Genomic DNA, 13,613 nt, shown 5'->3' on the forward strand with positions numbered 1-13,613 from the left:
GTTCGCTCATCACGGCTGTCCTCCGGCCTCGGCAGGCAACGCCGGTCCGGCGGGAGCGGCGGCCGGCGCGGGAGCCGACATCGGATCACCCGGGATCACACCCGGCGCAGGCACCGGCGGCGGGCCGGGCTGCGGGTACCACGGCGGCGGCAACGGATTGCTCTCGTCGTAGGAGTTCGGCGGTCCGGGCAGGTTGCCTCCCGGAGGAGCGCCGAAGGCCGGCGGGGCCGGCGGGGCCACGATATCCGGGCCACCCATCAACTCGGACAACGACTCCGGGGTCAGCATCTGCTGAGTGGCCGGCTGTACCTGCACACCCTGCATGCCCGGCGCCACGGTCCAACCGGGCTCATGGTTGCCGTGCGAGAACAAGGTGTCGCGCGACCAGATACCTGGAACGGTGGTGTCCTTGTATCCGCCGGGCGGCTGCAGACGCGGTTCCGAGTAGGAGATCTGCTTGGGCAGCGTCATCGCGGTGTTGGCCAGGTTCTGGCCGAACGGCAGGAAGTTGAACTTGATCGCGTCCAGGATCGGCGCCAGGTACTGCGCACACAGCTCGGCCGAATCCTGGTACCCCAACCGGCTGCCCGCCTGAATCGAACTGCAGATGAACTGCAGCGGGTTGGAGAAGTTGGTCAGACCCGGCAGAACCGGCAGAGTCACGATGCCACCCTGGTTGGGCGAGACGATGTTGAGCACGTTGGCCGCCAGGTTCGGGTAGGTGTGCAGACCCGTCTCCAGACCATTGCGCGGTTCCGGCTGCAGGATCGCCGTCGTCGCCTCCGACAAGTTGTTGATGTCGTGCGTCAGCACGCCACCGTTCTTGTCCAGGAAGTCACGGGTGGTCTTGAGCACCTTGTTGAGGTCCTGCAGGGCCGTCGCCAACTCCTGGTCGGTGTTCGTGAACGAGTTGGTGAACTGAGCCAGATCGTTGTTCAGCGCCACGAACTGCTGATCGCTCTTGTGCAGGGCATTGACGAACAACGCCAGGCTCTTGACCACCTGGAAGAAGTCGCCGCGGCCCTGGTTGAGCGTGGTCAGCGCCTCCGACAACCCGTTGAGGGTGCGGTTGAGCTGGTCACCCTTGCCCTGGAAGCCATCGGCGAAGGAGTCGATGACGTCGCCGAACGGGCCCTTGGGCTGCGCCGCGGTCGGGCCGAGTTCGTCGAGCAGGCGGGTGATCTGGTTGCGCAACTCGTCGTACTCGACCGGGATCTGGGTGTTCTCGATCGGGATCACCGCGTTGTTCTGCAACCGCGGCCCACCCGTGTAGGGCGGGGACAACTGGATGACGCGCGAGGCCACCAGGCTCGGGTTCAGCACAGACGCCGTGACGTTCTCGGCCACCTTGTACTTGTTGTTGACGTGGAAGACGACCTTCATCTTGTCGCCGTCGGTCTCGATGCTGTCGATCGCACCGACCTTGACGCCCATGATGAGGACCTTGTCACCGGGGTACAGCGCGAGCACCTCGGGGAAGTACGCGGTGACCGTGGTGTTGGTCATCTTCTTGTACAGGTTCAGGCCGAAGTAACCCAGCACCAGGGCTGCTGCCACCGCCAACGCACCGACGATGACAGCTGCCCGGGAAGCCTTGGGCAACTTGATGTTTCGAACGTTAAATACTGTTGACATAGCTGCGGCCTATCCCTGCGACCCGGGCGGAAGGAACGGCGGATTACCCGGTAGCGGCGGTGTGCCCGCCGGTCCGGCGTCCGGCCCCGGTCCCGGCGGTGCCGGAGGAGCGTTCACCGGCGCCGGGTGCGGCGCGTAACCCGGGATGGGTCCGGGCGCCACGGGGATCGGGGCGATCGGAACGGTGCGGGCTCCCGGCGGACCGGGCGCCAGCTCGACCGGTGCACCCGGCTGATCCGGCGGCATGTCTCCGGGGATGGCCGCGCTGGGCACACCCGGCGAATGCGCGACGCCGTCAGGATTCGGCGCCGAGGTCGCCACGTCCGGCGGGCCGTAATTGGGTCCGAACGGGTTGTCCCCGAACGGTCCCACGGTGGCGCCCGCACACGGCAGCGGGTTACCCGGGCTCGGGATCCCGGCCGCGGTCGGCGTGTAGGAGCACGGCGATCCGGGCGGCACGGCGGGTCCCGGATGCTCCGGGGTGCCTTCCAGCGGCGTCGGGGCCGGCGGCGGGGCGCCGTTCTCGAAGCGCTTGCCATTCGGATCCGGGAAGCGGAACGCGGGCAGGCCGGCGTTACGCCAGAACTCCTCGGGATCGATGCCGCGCTTCTTGAACGCGGAATCGACGAACGGCTGCAGGATCTGCGGCGGGATCAGGTTGACGAGCATCACCTTGAAGTACGGGCCCGAGGCCAGTGCCTCCGCCAGTGAGGTGATGAACTTGCCTGCAATAGTGAGGGTGTCGGCCAGATCCTGCTTACGCTCGACCAGCAGGTCGCTGACGGTACGCAACTGCTCCAGCACGTGGTTGAGGTTCGGGTTGTCGTTGATCAGACCCTCGACCTCACGCGACACCGTCGACACCCGCTCCAGCAGCATGCTGACGGCCTGGCCACGTTCGTTGACCGCGGCCAGCAGGGTCTGTGCGTTCACCAACAGCTGGTTGACCTGCGTGCTGCGGTCACCGAGCACCGTGGCGATCTTGTTGGCATTCGCCAGCAGCTTCTTGACGTCCTCGTCGCGCTTACCGATGGTCTCGGAGAACTTGGCCACCCCGTCCAGCGCGGCGCTCAGGTGCGGCGAGGTCTGATCGACCGTCTCCGACAACACGTTCAGCGATTCCTTGACGGACGCCGTATCCCAGCCCGACGCATTGCGCGTGACATCGAGGAACGCGTCGTAGATCTGATACGGCGTCGTCGTCTGCCCCAGCGGCAGCATCCCGCGCGGGGGCAGCGTCTGGCTGCCGCGCGGCTGGATCTCGATGTTCTTACGACCCAGGATCGTGTCGGTACGGATCGCCGCACGGCTCTCGGTACCGATCGTCTTCCCACCCAGGGTGTAGCCGATCTCGACCTTGTCGCCGTTGATGTCCATGCTCTTGACGGTGCCGACATCCATACCCGCGATGCGCACCTTGTCGCCCAGGTTCAGGCCTCCGGTATCGGAGAACTGGCCGTAGTACGTGGGGACGGCGAACAGCATCGGCACGCTCGTCAGCGTCGAACCGACGCCGATCACCAGCGCCACCACCACAACGCCCATGAGGCCTTTGCGGAAGCGGTCGGAACCTTGCAGTGTCCTCATCTCGGCGTGCACCTACCCGACGGCTGTGAACTGAGTTTGACGGTTCGGACAGGGCCACCTGGCTGCAACCCGTTGAGCTTCAACGAGAGGTCGCAGGCGTAGAAGTTGAAGAAGTCACCGTAGATGCCACCGGCGCGGCCGATGATCTTCAACGCTTGCGGGAACTGCACCAGGATGTCGTTCAGCTGCTGCTTCTGGTCGATCAGCGGCTGCTGGATCACCTCGAGGTAGCCGACGGTGTCCTTGAGCAGCGGACGGTTGTCGGACAGCAGGTCCGCCAGCGAGCCGGCCGCGTTGCTGATGTTGGCCACCGAGGATCCGATCGGATCGGCCCGGTTCTTCAACCCGGTGATCAGCGTCTCGAAGTTCTTGAGGGTGTCATCGAACTGCTGCTGATGCGCGACGGTGGTGTCCAGCACGATGTTGAGGTTCTTGATCACCTCACCGATGGCCTGATCCCGATCGGCGATGCTCTGGGTGAGCTGCGCCGTCTGGTCCAGGATGTCGTTGATGGTGCCGCCCTGGCCCTGGAAGATCGTGATGATCGACTTGGAGATGGTGTTGACCTTCTCCGGGCTCAACGACTGGAACAGCGGCCGGAAACCGCCGACGAGCGCGTCGAGGTCGAGCGCGGGCTCGGTACGTTCCAGCGGAATGGTGCTGCCCGGCGGGATCTTCGTGTTGCTCTCACCGCGCTTGAGCTCCAGGTAGCGGTTACCGATGAGGTCCTGGTAGCGGATCGCGGCCGTGGTCTGGTCGAACAACGGCAGCGACTTCTCGACGTTGAACGTGACTTCGGCCTGCTGGCCACCGTTGACCAGCTTGACGCCCGAGACCTTGCCGACCTCGACACCGGAGGCACGGACGAACTGCCCGGTGCGCAGACCGCTGACGTTCTTGAAGATCGCCGAGTACTCGGAGGTCCGGTTGAACCGGATCTGACCGAAGACCACGAAGATGATCGCAGTAAAGGTGAGCAGCACCAGTGAGAAGATGCCGAGCTTGATAAGCGTGCCCTTGATGCTCATGGGTTGATCGTGTTCTCCCCCACTTGGCGGCCCCACACGTACTCGGCCACGAGCGGCTGCCCCAGCTCGAGGTGGTTGTACGGGGCGATCGATGCACCGGTATCCATCACCAGGTACGGCATTGGCCACAGGTCTTTCGTGACCGGCTGCCAGCAGCCGGGCCGGCCCTCGGGCCCGCCCTTGGCGTTGACCCGCGGCAGGTTGTCCGGATAGACGTACGGGTTGCCGACGCCGACCACCAGCGAATGCGTCTGCAGCGAGTAGCCGTTACCACCAAGCGCGCCGGCGAGTTTCGGCCCGGCGTCGTGGTAGTTGCGGATCGTGCAGAACAGCGCCGGGCTGTACTTGTCCAGCAGGGCCGAGGTGGGCAGCAGATCCTGAGCACCACGAACCAGATACGGGCCGCCGCGCTCGAAGATGTCACCACCGGTGTTACCGAAACCGACCGCCGCGACCAACGCCTGATCCAGATTGCCGCGCTGCTCATTGAGCGTGCGCGCCGTCGTCACCGCATTGGTCAGACCGTCGAACAGATCCGGCGCGGCATTCGCATACACCTCACCCAAATCGGCCAGACCCGCCGTATCCCGACGGATCTGAGGCATCCGCGGATTCAGGTCGGCCAGAATGTCATTGCCGTTGACAATCGACTGACCGAACTTGTCCCCCAACCCGTCCAGCGCCTGCGCCGTCGCAGTCAGCGTCTGATTCAGCTTGATCGGGTCGATCTGCTCAGAGATCGCGGTGATCGTCTCGAACAGCGTGTTGAACTCTGTCGTCACCCCCTGCGCCCGGATCGGCGTGGACGGCGACAACCGCTCCTTCGACGGATTCGACGGCGACAGGAACGAGATGTACTTGTTGCCGAACACCGTGGTGGCCCGCAGTTCGGCACTCACGTTCTCCGGGATCAGCTTCAGATACTGGGGCTTGACGTCCAGCGTCAGCTTGGCTTCCGGATTGTCGTCGACGGTGACGACGTCGACGGAGGCCAGGCGGCCGATGGGCACCCCGTTGAAGGTGACCTTCGAGCCCGGATCCATCGACAGACCCGCCCGACCCGACAACACGGTCAGCTGTGTCCTCTTCTCGAACGTTCCGCGGAACTGCATCCACGTCAACGCGAGAATCAGGGTGGTGACGAGGGCGAGGACCAAGCCCGCCAACTTGTACGGCGGGATCTTCGGCTTGTTCAGGGGCGCGTGCGGCGCTGTCGACTCGGCCATGCCGCTACACCGTGAGGTTGAAGTTGGGGTCGGTGCCGTACAGCGCCAACGATGCCAACAGGACCACCAACACGATTGCGATCAACGAGGTTCGCATCGACCTTCCCACTGCCTCACCCACACCGACGGCACCTCCACTGGCGTAATAGCCGAAGTAGCAGTGGTTCAACATGACCACGATCGACATGATGATGACCTGGAGGAACGACCACATCACGTCGTCGACGCGCAGGAACGTATGGAAGTAGTGCTCATAGGTTCCCACCGACTGCGAGTAGAAGACCGTCGTCACGAACTGCGCAGACAGGAAGGACAGCAGAACCGCCGCGGCGTACAGCGGGATGATGACGATCGACCCGGCGATGAGCCGGGTGGACACCAGGTACGAAATCGACCGGATGCCCATCACCTCCAGCGCGTCGACCTCTTCACTGATGCGCATGGCGCCGAGTTCGGCGGTGGCGCCGGCACCGACTGTGGAAGCCAGAGCCTGGCCGGTGACGACCGGGGCAACGACGCGGATGTTCGCCAGGGCGGCGAAGAAGCCGGTGAAGGCCTCGACGCCGATATTGCCCAGGGACGCGAAGCCCTGGATGGCGATCAGCGAGCCGGCCGACAGCGTGACGAAACCGATGATGGCCACGGTGCCGCCGATGACGGCCATGGCGCCGGTACCCATGCCGATCTCGGCGACCAGCCGCAGCGCTTCACGGCGGTAGTGCCGGAACGCATGCGGGATGGAGCCGATCGCCTGGACGACGAACCACGCGACGTGGCCCATGCTGTCGAGAAACCGGGCCGGAGTGCCCGCGATGTCTGAGGTGCGCGAGAACGCCCGGGGGAACCGGGACCTAAGGACTGTTGCGGTACTCATGTCACCCCCCTGTTCCGAACCGCACACCGATGGTGGTGAGCACAACGTTGACTGCGAACAATGCGACCACGCACAACACCAGGGTCTCGTTCACCGCGGTCCCGACACCCTTGGATCCACCGGCCACCGTCAGGCCCCGGTAGCAACCGACGAGCCCGGCGATCAGGCCGAACAGGGTGGCCTTGATGACCGAGATCATCACCTCGGGGAATCCGGTGAGCAGGGTCAGTGTGGACACGTAGGCACCGGCGGACACGTTCTGGACATAGACGCCGAAGAAGAAGCCACCGATCAGACCGATCGTGATCACGGCGCCGTTGAGCATGAAGGCCACGAATGTCGAGGCGACTACCCGGGGAACGACCAGCCGTTCGATCGGGTCGATGCCCAGCACCTCGAGCGCGTCGATCTCCTCGCGCACGGTACGCGCGCCGAGGTCTGCGCAAATCGCAGTCGATCCGGCACCAGCTACCACGAGCACCGTCACCAGAGGACCTAGCTGCGTGACCGCGCCGAGGGCCGCACCCGCGCCGGACACATCGGCCGCGCCGAATTCCGCCAACAGGATGTTCAGCGTGAAGATGATGAGAACGGTCAGTGGGATCGATACCGCGAGGGTGGGCAGGAACGCCACTCGAACCAGAAACCAGCTCTGCAGGACGAACTCTTTCCACTGGAAAGGCCGTGTGAGAAAGGCCTTTCCAGTGAGCACAGTCATCTTGAAGAAGCCACCGACCATAGCCAGCGGCTTCTCCAATTGACCACGTACGTAGCCGACGAGCCCGTCGGCGGGCGCCGTCACCGGTGCGCCCCCTGGACGTGTCGCACGCCCCCTCCTCGCTGCCTGTCAGCCTGTGTGATCCGTCTCTCCCTACTCACCAGTAGTAATTGAGACCACCGGACTGTACCCGATAAAAACCGGGGCGTGCACCGCATCGTGTGGATTGTGCCATCAACCGTTAACAAGGGCAGGCAAAGACAGCAAACTTTCGCCGCGACCTGCAGAAACCGTTGACGCTGAGTTACTTTCGCACCCGTCAGCACTACTGGGCGTTGATGGGGGATCCGAAGCGCTCCCGGAGTTCGGTCTTGAGCACCTTGCCCGAGAGGTTGCGGGGTAGCGCATCAACGATTTCGAGCACTTTCGGATGCTTGTAGCGCGCCAGACGTTCGCTGAGGAAGCGGTCGAGATCCCCGAGATTCAAGGAATCGGACACAGCAGCTAAGGCAACTATGGCAACCGGAACCTCGCCCCACTTCTCATCGTGTCGACCGATCACCGCGACCTCGGTGATGGCGGGGTGCCCCGCCAGGACGTTCTCCACTTCGGCGCAGTAGATGTTCTCGCCACCGGAGATGATCATGTCCTTCTTGCGGTCGACGACCCAGATGTAGCCTTCCGCATCCTGACGGACCAGATCACCGGAGTGGAACCAGCCGCCGGCGAACGCCTCGGCGGTGGCCTTCGGGTTGTTCCAGTAGCCCGCCATCAATGTCGGGGCGCGGTAGACGATCTCGCCGACATCGCCGACGGGGACGTCGTTCATGTTCTCGTCCACCACGCGGGCCGAGACGGTGGGGATGACCTGCCCGACCGAACCGAGCTTGCGAATTGCGTCGTCTGCCAACAACATGCAGGTGACCGGGGACATCTCGGTCTGACCGAACGCCGCGAGGATCTGGCTGCCCGGGAAAGTCTCGGCCATCGCCCGCAGCAACGTGTCCGAAGCCGGAGCGGCGCCCCACGACAGCGCCCGCAGGCACAGGTCGCGCGGATTGGCTTTCTGCTCAGCACAAATCGCCTGCCACTGGGCGGGGACCAGGAAGATCGCGGTGACCTTCTCGGCCGCCAGCACGTCGAGCAACGCACCCGGGTCGAACGCGCCGAGCGGATAGATGACCGTCGGCAGGCCGAGCGTCAGACCGGTGTTCACGTTTCCGGCGACACCGGCGATGTGGAACAGCGGGACGCCGATGAAGCCGACGTCGTTGTTGATGTCGACGCCGGTGGTGAACAGGTTGGTCATGCTCTGCCCAACCAAGTTGTTGTGGGTCAGCACCGCGCCTTTGGGCCGGCCCGTCGTGCCCGAGGTGTACATGATCAGCGCGGGGGCGTCGCTCGGGATGTCGACCGGGTCGACCGGGGGCCCGTCTTCGGCGATCAGATCCTCGTAGCCGAGGACGCCATCTTCGGTAGCCGCATCCGCCACGATGACCGTCGACAGCGTCGCATCCAGATCGCGTACCGCCGTGGCGACTCCGGCGAGCACGGGCTCGGTGACGATGACACTGGCCCCGCAGTCGCTGACCAGGAAGGCCACCTCAGGCGGCGTCATCCGGAAGTTCACCGGCACCGCGATGGCGCCGAGCTTGTTGGCTGCCAGCATCGCCTCGATGAACTCGGGCCGGTTCAGCATCAGGATCAGCACGCGGTCGCCGAAACCGACGCCGCGTCGGCTCAGGGCGCCGGCCAGCTTGGTCACCCGGTGGTCGAGCTCGCGCCACGTGGTGGTGTGCCCCAGGAACCGCAGGGCGGTCTTGTCGGGCTGCATGAGGGCATGCCGGGTCAGTTGGTTGGCCCAGTTCTGACGACGGGCCAGGTATGGCTGCTCGGTGGGGAACGGCTCGGCAGTCAACGGATCTGTACTCCATCGGTATCGAGTTGCATGAATTTTATATTTGATCAAACATTGGGGTTGCCCCGGTCACACTATGGCCTCGGCGCCTCCGCGACAAGCCCACCGGAAAGGCGACCGGATTCCCGTGAATGCACCTGCCAGAGCGGCCGTGCAACGCCGTCGCGGAGGTCGGCGCGAGCAACTCTCCGACGAGGTCGCCGCACAACTGCGGGCCGAGATCATGACCGGCATCCTGCGACCCGGGACATTCATCCGCCTCGACGAGACCGCCGCGGCACTCGGGGTCAGCATCACTCCGGTGCGCGAGGCCCTGCGCACGCTGCGCGGCGAGGGCATGGTGCAGTTGGAGCCGCACCGCGGACACGTCGTCGTGCCCCTCACCCGCGCCGACATCGAGGACATCTTCTGGCTGCAGGCCACCATCGCGCGCGAGCTGGCCGCCACCGTCACGACCCGCATCACCGGAGCCCAGATCGACGAGCTGCAGCAGCTCAACGCCGAACTCGCGGCCGCCGTCGACGATCGGAACCCCGGGGCGATCTCGTCGGCCGAATTCGCCTTTCACCGGGCCTTCAACCACGCCAGCGGCCGGATCAAGCTGGCCTGGTTCCTGCTGCACGTCGCGCGGTACCTACCGGCCCTGATCTATTCGACGGATCCGGAGTGGGGCACCGAGGCCGTCGAGAATCACCGGTCGCTGATCGACGCGCTGCGCCGGCGGGATGCGGCGGCTGCGGTCGAGCTCAATGCGAACCAGTTCACCGACGCCGCCCAGCGGCTCATCGCGCGGCTGGACGACATCGGGATGTGGGACTGACCCGTACTTCGTCGAGTGCGACGCAGGCGTCGTTGCGCAGCGTCAGCAGCGACGTTTCCGTCGCATTCGGTGAAACGAGACCTCAGGCGGACAGCTGCTGCACCCTGGTGACGAGGGCATTGGCCAGGTGGTCCAGGGTGTCGCCGATGAGCTTCTTGACCATCACGGCCGGGATCGGCAGCTTCACCTCGACCTCGAGATCGACCTGAAGCAGCGTGTTGTCCGGCCCGAGCGGCACGACCGAGAACCTCTGCTCCTGTTTGGTGAAGTGCTCACCCTGCTGCAGCACGGTGTAGATCTGGTGCTCCGCGGGGTAGTAGACCGCGTTGATGAAAACGCCGGACTGACCCTGGATCTCGACGTCCATACGCAGCTGGCTGGGCCGGCCGTCGTCGTAGCGGGCCAGGATCCAACAGCCCTTGATCTCGGGATTCCACTGTGGGTAGGCCTCGAAATCGGCGACGATCGCCATGATTTTCTCGGCAGGGGCTTCAACCTCGACGGTCTTGCTCACGAGCGGCATCCGGCGAGCATATCGACTGCAGCAGGTCGCGGATCACGTCGGGAATCGGTATCGGCCGGCGCGTGGTCCGGTCGACGTAGACGTGCACCCAATTGCCGACCGCCGCAACGGGCCCGTCCGGCTCGAAGAGTCCGAGCCGATAGGTGACACTGCTGTTCCCCAACCGGGCTACCGCCAGTCCTACCACCAGCGGGTCGGGAAACTTCAACTCCGCGAAGTAGCGGCACCCGGACTCGGCGACCACACCGAGCCAGGACGCGGTGACCGGATCGACGTCGCAGTTGGTGTTGATCCACCCGTTGATCGCGGTGTCGAACAGCTCGTAGTACACCGCGTTGTTGAGGTGACCGAACATGTCGTTGTCGGTCCATCGGGTCAGCACCGGCCAGTGCAACGGAAAGTCATCGCGGGTCAGGTCGGCAGCGTCGGTCATGGCTGAAGTCTGACAGCAGGTGACAGGCTGGTGACATGTTGATCCGCGGCGCAGTCCTCGAGCACATCGGCCTCCCCCGCCCATACGCCGAGTCCCAACCGATCCGGGTCAGCGACCTCGAACTCGCCGAACCCGGCCCATGCGAACTGCTGGTGCGCATCGAGGCCGCGGGGCTGTGCCATTCCGATCTGTCGGTCGTGGACGGCAACCGGGTACGCCCCGTCCCGATGCTGCTGGGCCATGAAGCCGCCGGGATCGTCGAGGCCGGCGACACCGATCTGCCGGTGGGTCAGCGGGTGGTGATGACGTTTCTGCCGCGCTGCGGCAATTGCCCGGCGTGCGCCAGCGACGGCCTGACACCGTGCGGCCCCGGGTCGGCCGCCAACGGCGCGGGCACCTTGATGAACGGCGACATCCGGCTGACCCGCGACGACCAACCGGTGTTCCATCACCTCGGGGTGTCCGGTTTCGCCACCTACGCCGTCGTGGACCGCCGCTCGGTGGTACCCGTCCCCCCAGATGTCCCTGCCGTCGTCGCCTCCTTGTTGGGGTGCGCGGTACTGACCGGCGGTGGCGCCGTACTCAATGTGGGTAAGCCACAGCCGGGCGACACCGTGATCGTGGTCGGGTTGGGCGGCGTCGGCATGGCTGCGGCGCTCACTGCGCTCGCACACGACGATGTCCGCGTCATCGGCGTCGACCAGCTGCCCGACAAACTCGCCCGGGCGCGGGCGCTCGGCGTACACGAGGCCTACACTCCCGAGCAGGCCGCCGACCTCAAGGCCGACGTGGTGATCGAAGCCGCCGGTCACCCCGCCGCGCTGGAAACCTCCATCGCGCTGACCGGGCCCGGCGGGCGCACCATCACCGTCGGCCTGCCCCGACCGGACGCCCGAATCTCGGTGTCGCCATTGGGTTTCGTCGCCGAAGGCCGTTCTTTGATCGGGAGCTACCTGGGCTCGGCGGTGCCGGCTCGCGACATCCCACACTTCGTCGAACTCTGGCGGGCCGGCCGGCTGCCGGTGGAATCCCTGGTATCCGACACGATCAGCCTCGACGAGATCAACACCGGAATGGACGAGTTGGCCGACGGACACGCCGTGCGGCAGATCATCGAATTCGGCTAGAACCAGCCGTCGCGCATCTCGAGCGTCGTGCGGTCCAGGCTTGCCAGCAGGTCCAATTGCGGTGCGGTCTTCGGCAGTTCGTAGCGGAAGAAGTATCGGGCGGCCTGCCGCTTGCCGTCATAGAAATCGCCGTCGCGCCCCGAGGCGGCCAGGACCTGCTCGAGCCAGATCCAGGCTACGACGATGTGCCCGAACGCCTCGAGATACACCGCACTGTTGGCCAACGCGGCCTCGACATCGCCCGAGGCGAACATCCCTGCCGTCACCGCGACCAGGCGCTGCCACGCGACGTCGAGTTGGTCGGCCAATTCCGGCGTTGAACCGGACGCCGCTGAGACGGTTTCCGCGATCCGCTCCCCCAATGCGGCGAGCCCGGCCCCGCCGTTCTGGGTTACCTTGCGACCCAACAGGTCCAGGCTCTGGATACCGTGAGTCCCCTCGTGGATCGGGTTCAGACGATTGTCCCGGTAATGCTGCTCGACGTCGTACTCCCGGGTGTAGCCGTAGCCGCCGTGCACCTGGATCGCCAGGCTGTTGGCCTCCACGCACCACTGCGACGGCCAGCTCTTGGCGATCGGGGTGAGGATGTCCAGCACGGCGGTGTCATCGGCCGATCCGCTGTCCACGAGCCTGGCGCAATAGAGCGCCAGCGCGAGCCCACCCTCGACATAGGCCTTCTGCGCCAACAGCATCCGCTTGACGTCGGCATGCTCGATGATCGGCACCTGCGGGGTCGACGGGTCCTTGACACCCAGGGGCCTGCCCTGCGGACGTTCGCGCGCATACTCCAGCGACTTGAGGTAACCGGTGTACCCGAGAGCGACCGCACCCATCCCGACACCCAGGCGGGCCTCGTTCATCATGTGGAACATGTAGACGATCCCGCGGTGCGGTTCGCCGACGAGATAGCCGACCGCGCCGTCGAAGTTGAGCACGGTGTTGGTGATACCGCGCTGCCCCATCTTGTGATTCAGCCCGGAGATGGCCACCCCGTTTCGGCTTCCGTCGTCCAGGTACTTGGGCACGATGAACAGCGAGATGCCCTTGGTGCCAGCGGGACCACCGGGAATCTTGGCCAGCACGAGGTTGATGATGTTCTCGGTCAGCTCATGCTCGGCGCCGGAAATCCACATCTTCGAGCCGAATACCCGATAGCTGCCGTCGGGTTGCGGTTCGGCACGGGTGGTGACGTCGGCCAGCGAGGACCCGGCCTGGGTCTCCGACAGCGCCATGGTGCCCGAGAACCGGCCCGCCAGCATGGGTTTGACGTACGTCTCGATCTGTTCGGGAGAGCCGAAGCGGGCCAGCAGGTTGGCGTTGGCGATGGTGAGCATCAGGTAGCCCGAGGTGGACACGTTGGCCGCGGCGATCCAAGCGAACGCGGCCTGCGCGACGGTGACCGGCAGTTGCGCACCCCCGAGTTCGTCGTCGAAACCCATCGCGATCAGATCGGCCGCTGCGAACGCGTCCCACGCCTCTTTCACATCGGGGACCAGCGTGACGCTCTGCCCGTCGAACGTCGGCTCGTTGGCATCGCTGAGTTTGTTGTGCGGCGCGAAGTAGCGGGTGGCCAGTTGCTCGCACAGATCCAGCACGCCGTCGAAGGTTTCGCGGGAGTGCTCGGTGAACCGGTCCAGCGCCGTGAGCTTTTCGACGTCCAACCACTCGTAGAGCAGGAAGTCCAGATCGCGCCGCGAGAGGATGGTCGACTTCATGCGGCCAGG

The 13,613-nt window shown here is 65.2% G+C and carries 12 protein-coding genes; 2 read left to right on the plus strand and 10 right to left on the minus strand.

Annotation, left to right across the window (positions count from 1 at the left end; genetic code table 11):
- Positions 1-9: 9 nt before the first annotated feature.
- The 7 genes from JOF57_RS24450 to fadD5 form a co-directional block, all read right to left on the minus strand.
- Positions 10-1,635, minus strand: a complete 1,626-nt coding sequence (locus JOF57_RS24450; protein ID WP_209921210.1) for a virulence factor Mce family protein — start codon at positions 1,633-1,635, stop codon at positions 10-12.
- A gap of 9 nt (positions 1,636-1,644) precedes the next feature.
- A complete protein-coding gene (locus tag JOF57_RS24455; RefSeq protein ID WP_043371412.1) occupies positions 1,645-3,222 on the minus strand; it encodes an MCE family protein in 1,578 nt (525 codons plus the stop codon).
- Entirely contained in the window at positions 3,219-4,250 is a 1,032-nt protein-coding gene (locus JOF57_RS24460; protein ID WP_019349089.1) for a virulence factor Mce family protein, read from the minus strand. Before JOF57_RS24460 ends, JOF57_RS24455 begins: the two co-directional genes overlap by 4 nt.
- On the minus strand, positions 4,247-5,476 hold the full coding sequence (locus JOF57_RS24465) for an MCE family protein (protein ID WP_209921213.1): 1,230 nt from the start codon (positions 5,474-5,476) through the stop codon (positions 4,247-4,249). Before JOF57_RS24465 ends, JOF57_RS24460 begins: the two co-directional genes overlap by 4 nt.
- A gap of 4 nt (positions 5,477-5,480) precedes the next feature.
- Complete coding sequence (locus JOF57_RS24470; RefSeq protein ID WP_209921216.1) at positions 5,481-6,350, minus strand: MlaE family ABC transporter permease; 870 nt, start codon at positions 6,348-6,350, stop codon at positions 5,481-5,483.
- 1 nt (position 6,351) lies between these two features.
- The gene (locus JOF57_RS24475; protein ID WP_209921219.1) at positions 6,352-7,152 is read right to left on the minus strand and encodes an MlaE family ABC transporter permease; all 801 of its coding nucleotides are present in this window, start codon (positions 7,150-7,152) and stop codon (positions 6,352-6,354) included.
- 241 nt (positions 7,153-7,393) lie between these two features.
- Positions 7,394-8,986, minus strand: coding sequence for a fatty-acid--CoA ligase FadD5 (gene fadD5 / locus JOF57_RS24480; protein ID WP_209921222.1), 1,593 nt, complete (start codon positions 8,984-8,986; stop codon positions 7,394-7,396).
- Between the two features lie 127 nt (positions 8,987-9,113).
- On the opposite strand from fadD5, the gene JOF57_RS24485 reads away from it, so the two are divergent.
- Positions 9,114-9,806 carry a GntR family transcriptional regulator gene (locus tag JOF57_RS24485; protein WP_307870095.1) on the plus strand — a complete coding sequence of 231 codons (693 nt, stop codon included), beginning with the start codon at positions 9,114-9,116 and terminating at the stop codon, positions 9,804-9,806.
- 82 nt (positions 9,807-9,888) lie between these two features.
- On the opposite strand, the gene JOF57_RS24490 is transcribed toward JOF57_RS24485, so the two are convergent.
- Positions 9,889-10,329 carry an SRPBCC family protein gene (locus tag JOF57_RS24490; protein WP_209921226.1) on the minus strand — a complete coding sequence of 147 codons (441 nt, stop codon included), beginning with the start codon at positions 10,327-10,329 and terminating at the stop codon, positions 9,889-9,891.
- Entirely contained in the window at positions 10,298-10,762 is a 465-nt protein-coding gene (locus JOF57_RS24495; RefSeq protein WP_209921229.1) for an acyl-CoA thioesterase, read from the minus strand. The genes JOF57_RS24490 and JOF57_RS24495 overlap by 32 nt, the downstream gene beginning before the upstream one ends.
- Before the next feature lie 35 nt (positions 10,763-10,797).
- Between JOF57_RS24495 and JOF57_RS24500 the strand changes: the two genes are divergently transcribed.
- Positions 10,798-11,889 carry an alcohol dehydrogenase catalytic domain-containing protein gene (locus JOF57_RS24500; RefSeq protein ID WP_209921232.1) on the plus strand — a complete coding sequence of 364 codons (1,092 nt, stop codon included), beginning with the start codon at positions 10,798-10,800 and terminating at the stop codon, positions 11,887-11,889.
- Here JOF57_RS24500 and JOF57_RS24505 read toward each other — a convergent pair.
- A complete protein-coding gene (locus JOF57_RS24505; RefSeq protein WP_209921235.1) occupies positions 11,886-13,604 on the minus strand; it encodes an acyl-CoA dehydrogenase in 1,719 nt (572 codons plus the stop codon). The genes JOF57_RS24500 and JOF57_RS24505 overlap by 4 nt on opposite strands.
- Positions 13,605-13,613: the final 9 nt, after the last annotated feature.

Origin of the sequence: Mycolicibacterium lutetiense, assembly GCF_017876775.1 — a bacterium.
GTDB lineage: Bacteria > Actinomycetota > Actinomycetes > Mycobacteriales > Mycobacteriaceae > Mycobacterium > Mycobacterium lutetiense.